This is a genomic window from Pseudomonas bubulae (genome assembly GCF_037023725.1).
Lineage (GTDB): Bacteria > Pseudomonadota > Gammaproteobacteria > Pseudomonadales > Pseudomonadaceae > Aquipseudomonas > Aquipseudomonas bubulae.
The window spans coordinates 1-7,500 of the sequence record NZ_CP146077.1 but is presented as its reverse complement, the minus strand read 5'-3'; the positions used below and the strand labels follow the sequence as shown (position 1 = coordinate 7,500).

At 50.7% G+C, this 7,500-nt stretch carries 5 rRNA genes (1 of these 5 only partly in view); all 5 read left to right on the top strand.

The features are described from left to right. Positions 1-1,679 (top strand): 23S ribosomal RNA (locus V6L81_RS00135) (it extends 1,215 nt beyond the left edge of the window). 162 nt (positions 1,680-1,841) lie between these two features. Continuing rightward, a 5S ribosomal RNA gene (gene rrf, locus V6L81_RS00130) occupies positions 1,842-1,957 on the top strand. Positions 1,958-2,436: 479 nt separating this feature from the next. Further along, positions 2,437-3,973, top strand: a 16S ribosomal RNA gene (locus V6L81_RS00125). 323 nt (positions 3,974-4,296) lie between these two features. Continuing rightward, positions 4,297-7,190 (top strand): 23S ribosomal RNA (locus V6L81_RS00120). A 148-nt stretch (positions 7,191-7,338) separates the two neighbouring features. Next, a 5S ribosomal RNA gene (gene rrf / locus V6L81_RS00115) occupies positions 7,339-7,454 on the top strand. Together the 16S, 23S and 5S rRNA genes form the textbook arrangement of a ribosomal RNA operon. The last annotated feature ends 46 nt before the right edge of the window (positions 7,455-7,500 follow it).

Genomic DNA, 7,500 nt, shown 5'->3' with positions numbered 1-7,500 from the left:
AAGCTTGCTGGAGGTATCAGAAGTGCGAATGCTGACATGAGTAACGATAATGGGTGTGAAAAACACCCACGCCGAAAGACCAAGGTTTCCTGCGCAACGTTAATCGACGCAGGGTTAGTCGGTCCCTAAGGCGAGGCTGAAAAGCGTAGTCGATGGAAAACAGGTTAATATTCCTGTACTTCTGGTTATTGCGATGGAGGGACGGAGAAGGCTAGGCCAGCTTGGCGTTGGTTGTCCAAGTTTAAGGTGGTAGGCTGGAATCTTAGGTAAATCCGGGATTCTAAGGCCGAGAGCTGATGACGAGTGTTCTTTTAGAACACGAAGTGGTTGATGCCATGCTTCCAAGAAAAGCTTCTAAGCTTCAGGTAACCAGGAACCGTACCCCAAACCGACACAGGTGGTTGGGTAGAGAATACCAAGGCGCTTGAGAGAACTCGGGTGAAGGAACTAGGCAAAATGGCACCGTAACTTCGGGAGAAGGTGCGCCGGTGGAGGTGAAGCATTTACTGCGTAAGCCCCTGCCGGTCGAAGATACCAGGCCGCTGCGACTGTTTATTAAAAACACAGCACTCTGCAAACACGAAAGTGGACGTATAGGGTGTGACGCCTGCCCGGTGCCGGAAGGTTAATTGATGGGGTTAGCTAACGCGAAGCTCTTGATCGAAGCCCCGGTAAACGGCGGCCGTAACTATAACGGTCCTAAGGTAGCGAAATTCCTTGTCGGGTAAGTTCCGACCTGCACGAATGGCGTAACGATGGCGGCGCTGTCTCCACCCGAGACTCAGTGAAATTGAAATCGCTGTGAAGATGCAGTGTATCCGCGGCTAGACGGAAAGACCCCGTGAACCTTTACTATAGCTTTGCACTGGACTTTGAATTTGCTTGTGTAGGATAGGTGGGAGGCTTTGAAGCGTGAACGCCAGTTTGCGTGGAGCCAACCTTGAAATACCACCCTGGCAACTTTGAGGTTCTAACTCAGGTCCGTTATCCGGATCGAGGACAGTGTATGGTGGGTAGTTTGACTGGGGCGGTCTCCTCCTAAAGAGTAACGGAGGAGTACGAAGGTGCGCTCAGACCGGTCGGAAATCGGTCGTAGAGTATAAAGGCAAAAGCGCGCTTGACTGCGAGACAGACACGTCGAGCAGGTACGAAAGTAGGTCTTAGTGATCCGGTGGTTCTGTATGGAAGGGCCATCGCTCAACGGATAAAAGGTACTCCGGGGATAACAGGCTGATACCGCCCAAGAGTTCATATCGACGGCGGTGTTTGGCACCTCGATGTCGGCTCATCACATCCTGGGGCTGAAGCCGGTCCCAAGGGTATGGCTGTTCGCCATTTAAAGTGGTACGCGAGCTGGGTTTAGAACGTCGTGAGACAGTTCGGTCCCTATCTGCCGTGGACGTTTGAGATTTGAGAGGGGCTGCTCCTAGTACGAGAGGACCGGAGTGGACGAACCTCTGGTGTTCCGGTTGTCACGCCAGTGGCATTGCCGGGTAGCTATGTTCGGGAAAGATAACCGCTGAAAGCATCTAAGCGGGAAACTTGCCTCAAGATGAGATCTCACTGGAACCTTGAGTTCCCTAAAGGGCCGTCGAAGACTACGACGTTGATAGGTTGGGTGTGTAAGCGCTGTGAGGCGTTGAGCTAACCAATACTAATTGCCCGTGAGGCTTGACCATATAACACCCAAGCAATTTGCGCCCTTGAACACAAGAGCATGCGAATTGCGGTGTGTGAAGACGATACAAACCGAAAGTTTGCAGTTCACAAAACACCACATCTATTACATACCCATTCGCTGGAGCGTAAACCGAAAGGTAAACGACCTGGCTACCGAATTTCTTGACGACCATAGAGCATTGGAACCACCTGATCCCATCCCGAACTCAGTAGTGAAACGATGCATCGCCGATGGTAGTGTGGGGTTTCCCCATGTGAGAGTAGGTCATTGTCAAGATTAAATTCCAAAATCCCTGTCTGCTCGCGCAGACGGGGATTTTGTTTTTGTATAAGTACAAGCTTTGTAAAAAGCTCGTACGGTTAATCAGGCCATTTGCCTGGCTAACCACTCGATTATCTCAATCGAAAGAAGCTGGAAATAAAGCGTTGACAGCAGTGTGTAACACTGTAGAATTCGCCTCCCGCTAACGAGAGATCGAAAGCGCAAGTGGTTGATGTTACAGAGGAAACTTTGAAAACATCTTAAAATAACCGCTTGACAGCAACAGAGGCTGCTGTAGAATGCGCGCCTCGGTACAGCGAAAGCTGACCAACCGCTCTTTAACAATTGAATCAAGCAATTCGTGTGGGTGCTTGTGGAGTCAGGCTGATAGTCAACAAGATTATCAGCATCACAAGTTACTCCGCGAGAAATCAAAGATGTAACCAACGATTGCTGAGCCAAGTTTAGGGTTTCTTAAAAACCCAAAGATGTTTGAACTGAAGAGTTTGATCATGGCTCAGATTGAACGCTGGCGGCAGGCCTAACACATGCAAGTCGAGCGGTAGAGAGAAGCTTGCTTCTCTTGAGAGCGGCGGACGGGTGAGTAATACCTAGGAATCTGCCTGATAGTGGGGGATAACGTTCGGAAACGGACGCTAATACCGCATACGTCCTACGGGAGAAAGCAGGGGACCTTCGGGCCTTGCGCTATCAGATGAGCCTAGGTCGGATTAGCTAGTTGGTGAGGTAATGGCTCACCAAGGCTACGATCCGTAACTGGTCTGAGAGGATGATCAGTCACACTGGAACTGAGACACGGTCCAGACTCCTACGGGAGGCAGCAGTGGGGAATATTGGACAATGGGCGAAAGCCTGATCCAGCCATGCCGCGTGTGTGAAGAAGGTCTTCGGATTGTAAAGCACTTTAAGTTGGGAGGAAGGGCAGTTACCTAATACGTGATTGTCTTGACGTTACCGACAGAATAAGCACCGGCTAACTCTGTGCCAGCAGCCGCGGTAATACAGAGGGTGCAAGCGTTAATCGGAATTACTGGGCGTAAAGCGCGCGTAGGTGGTTTGTTAAGTTGAATGTGAAATCCCCGGGCTCAACCTGGGAACTGCATCCAAAACTGGCAAGCTAGAGTATGGTAGAGGGTAGTGGAATTTCCTGTGTAGCGGTGAAATGCGTAGATATAGGAAGGAACACCAGTGGCGAAGGCGACTACCTGGACTGATACTGACACTGAGGTGCGAAAGCGTGGGGAGCAAACAGGATTAGATACCCTGGTAGTCCACGCCGTAAACGATGTCAACTAGCCGTTGGGAGTCTTGAACTCTTAGTGGCGCAGCTAACGCATTAAGTTGACCGCCTGGGGAGTACGGCCGCAAGGTTAAAACTCAAATGAATTGACGGGGGCCCGCACAAGCGGTGGAGCATGTGGTTTAATTCGAAGCAACGCGAAGAACCTTACCAGGCCTTGACATCCAATGAACTTTCTAGAGATAGATTGGTGCCTTCGGGAACATTGAGACAGGTGCTGCATGGCTGTCGTCAGCTCGTGTCGTGAGATGTTGGGTTAAGTCCCGTAACGAGCGCAACCCTTGTCCTTAGTTACCAGCACGTAATGGTGGGCACTCTAAGGAGACTGCCGGTGACAAACCGGAGGAAGGTGGGGATGACGTCAAGTCATCATGGCCCTTACGGCCTGGGCTACACACGTGCTACAATGGTCGGTACAAAGGGTTGCCAAGCCGCGAGGTGGAGCTAATCCCATAAAACCGATCGTAGTCCGGATCGCAGTCTGCAACTCGACTGCGTGAAGTCGGAATCGCTAGTAATCGTGAATCAGAATGTCACGGTGAATACGTTCCCGGGCCTTGTACACACCGCCCGTCACACCATGGGAGTGGGTTGCACCAGAAGTAGCTAGTCTAACCCTCGGGAGGACGGTTACCACGGTGTGATTCATGACTGGGGTGAAGTCGTAACAAGGTAGCCGTAGGGGAACCTGCGGCTGGATCACCTCCTTAATCGACGACATCAGCTGCTCCATAAGTTCCCACACGAATTGCTTGATTCATTGTAGAAGACGATAACTGCAGAGTTGATCTGCGGTTTTTCTGTCGTAAAGCTTAGAAATGAGCATTCCATCAAATGATGGTGAATGTTGATTTCTGATCTTTTGATTAGATCGTTCTTTAAAAATTTGGGTATGTAATAGAAAGTTAGACTGGATAGCACTTTCACTGGTGTTTATTCAGGCTAAGGTAAAATTTGTGATTGCTCTTAATTGAGCAGCGAATTTTCGGCGAATGTCGTCTTCATAGTATAACCAGATTGCTTGGGGTTATATGGTCAAGTGAAGAAGCGCATACGGTGGATGCCTTGGCAGTCAGAGGCGATGAAAGACGTGGTAGCCTGCGAAAAGCTTCGGGGAGTCGGCAAACAGACTTTGATCCGGAGATGTCTGAATGGGGGAACCCACCTAACATAAGTTAGGTATCTTAAGCTGAATACATAGGCTTAAGAAGCGAACCAGGGGAACTGAAACATCTAAGTACCCTGAGGAAAAGAAATCAACCGAGATTCCCTTAGTAGTGGCGAGCGAACGGGGACCAGCCCTTAAGCTGTATTGATGTTAGCGGAACGCTCTGGAAAGTGCGGCCATAGTGGGTGATAGCCCTGTACGCGAAAACATCTTTGCAGTGAAATCGAGTAGGACGGAGCACGAGAAACTTTGTCTGAATATGGGGGGACCATCCTCCAAGGCTAAATACTACTGACTGACCGATAGTGAACTAGTACCGTGAGGGAAAGGCGAAAAGAACCCCGGAGAGGGGAGTGAAATAGATCCTGAAACCGTATGCGTACAAGCAGTGGGAGCCCACTTTGTTGGGTGACTGCGTACCTTTTGTATAATGGGTCAGCGACTTATTTTCAGTGGCAAGCTTAACCGAATAGGGGAGGCGTAGCGAAAGCGAGTCTTAATAGGGCGTCTAGTCGCTGGGAATAGACCCGAAACCGGGCGATCTATCCATGGGCAGGTTGAAGGTTGGGTAACACTAACTGGAGGACCGAACCGACTACCGTTGAAAAGTTAGCGGATGACCTGTGGATCGGAGTGAAAGGCTAATCAAGCTCGGAGATAGCTGGTTCTCCTCGAAAGCTATTTAGGTAGCGCCTCATGTATCACTGTAGGGGGTAGAGCACTGTTTCGGCTAGGGGGCCATCCCGGCTTACCAAACCGATGCAAACTCCGAATACCTACAAGTGCCGAGCATGGGAGACACACGGCGGGTGCTAACGTCCGTCGTGAAAAGGGAAACAACCCAGACCGTCAGCTAAGGTCCCAAAGTTATGGTTAAGTGGGAAACGATGTGGGAAGGCTTAGACAGCTAGGAGGTTGGCTTAGAAGCAGCCACCCTTTAAAGAAAGCGTAATAGCTCACTAGTCGAGTCGGCCTGCGCGGAAGATTTAACGGGGCTCAAACCATACACCGAAGCTACGGGTATCACCTTAGGGTGATGCGGTAGAGGAGCGTTCTGTAAGCCTGTGAAGGTGAGTTGAGAAGCTTGCTGGAGGTATCAGAAGTGCGAATGCTGACATGAGTAACGATAATGGGTGTGAAAAACACCCACGCCGAAAGACCAAGGTTTCCTGCGCAACGTTAATCGACGCAGGGTTAGTCGGTCCCTAAGGCGAGGCTGAAAAGCGTAGTCGATGGAAAACAGGTTAATATTCCTGTACTTCTGGTTATTGCGATGGAGGGACGGAGAAGGCTAGGCCAGCTTGGCGTTGGTTGTCCAAGTTTAAGGTGGTAGGCTGGAATCTTAGGTAAATCCGGGATTCTAAGGCCGAGAGCTGATGACGAGTGTTCTTTTAGAACACGAAGTGGTTGATGCCATGCTTCCAAGAAAAGCTTCTAAGCTTCAGGTAACCAGGAACCGTACCCCAAACCGACACAGGTGGTTGGGTAGAGAATACCAAGGCGCTTGAGAGAACTCGGGTGAAGGAACTAGGCAAAATGGCACCGTAACTTCGGGAGAAGGTGCGCCGATGGAGGTGAAGCATTTACTGCGTAAGCCCCTGTCGGTCGAAGATACCAGGCCGCTGCGACTGTTTATTAAAAACACAGCACTCTGCAAACACGAAAGTGGACGTATAGGGTGTGACGCCTGCCCGGTGCCGGAAGGTTAATTGATGGGGTTAGCTAACGCGAAGCTCTTGATCGAAGCCCCGGTAAACGGCGGCCGTAACTATAACGGTCCTAAGGTAGCGAAATTCCTTGTCGGGTAAGTTCCGACCTGCACGAATGGCGTAACGATGGCGGCGCTGTCTCCACCCGAGACTCAGTGAAATTGAAATCGCTGTGAAGATGCAGTGTATCCGCGGCTAGACGGAAAGACCCCGTGAACCTTTACTATAGCTTTGCACTGGACTTTGAATTTGCTTGTGTAGGATAGGTGGGAGGCTTTGAAGCGTGAACGCCAGTTTGCGTGGAGCCAACCTTGAAATACCACCCTGGCAACTTTGAGGTTCTAACTCAGGTCCGTTATCCGGATCGAGGACAGTGTATGGTGGGTAGTTTGACTGGGGCGGTCTCCTCCTAAAGAGTAACGGAGGAGTACGAAGGTGCGCTCAGACCGGTCGGAAATCGGTCGTAGAGTATAAAGGCAAAAGCGCGCTTGACTGCGAGACAGACACGTCGAGCAGGTACGAAAGTAGGTCTTAGTGATCCGGTGGTTCTGTATGGAAGGGCCATCGCTCAACGGATAAAAGGTACTCCGGGGATAACAGGCTGATACCGCCCAAGAGTTCATATCGACGGCGGTGTTTGGCACCTCGATGTCGGCTCATCACATCCTGGGGCTGAAGCCGGTCCCAAGGGTATGGCTGTTCGCCATTTAAAGTGGTACGCGAGCTGGGTTTAGAACGTCGTGAGACAGTTCGGTCCCTATCTGCCGTGGACGTTTGAGATTTGAGAGGGGCTGCTCCTAGTACGAGAGGACCGGAGTGGACGAACCTCTGGTGTTCCGGTTGTCACGCCAGTGGCATTGCCGGGTAGCTATGTTCGGGAAAGATAACCGCTGAAAGCATCTAAGCGGGAAACTTGCCTCAAGATGAGATCTCACTGGAACCTTGAGTTCCCTAAAGGGCCGTCGAAGACTACGACGTTGATAGGTTGGGTGTGTAAGCGCTGTGAGGCGTTGAGCTAACCAATACTAATTGCCCGTGAGGCTTGACCATATAACACCCAAGCAATTTGCTTAGAAGCGAATTGCGGTGTGTGAAGACGATACAAACCGAAAGTTTGCGGTTCACAAAACACCACATCTATTACATACCCATTCGCTGGAGCGTAAACCGAAAGGTAAACGACCTGGCTACCGAATTTCTTGACGACCATAGAGCATTGGAACCACCTGATCCCATCCCGAACTCAGTAGTGAAACGATGCATCGCCGATGGTAGTGTGGGGTTTCCCCATGTGAGAGTAGGTCATCGTCAAGATTAAATTCCAAACCCCCTGTCTGCTCACGCAGACAGGGGGTTTGTT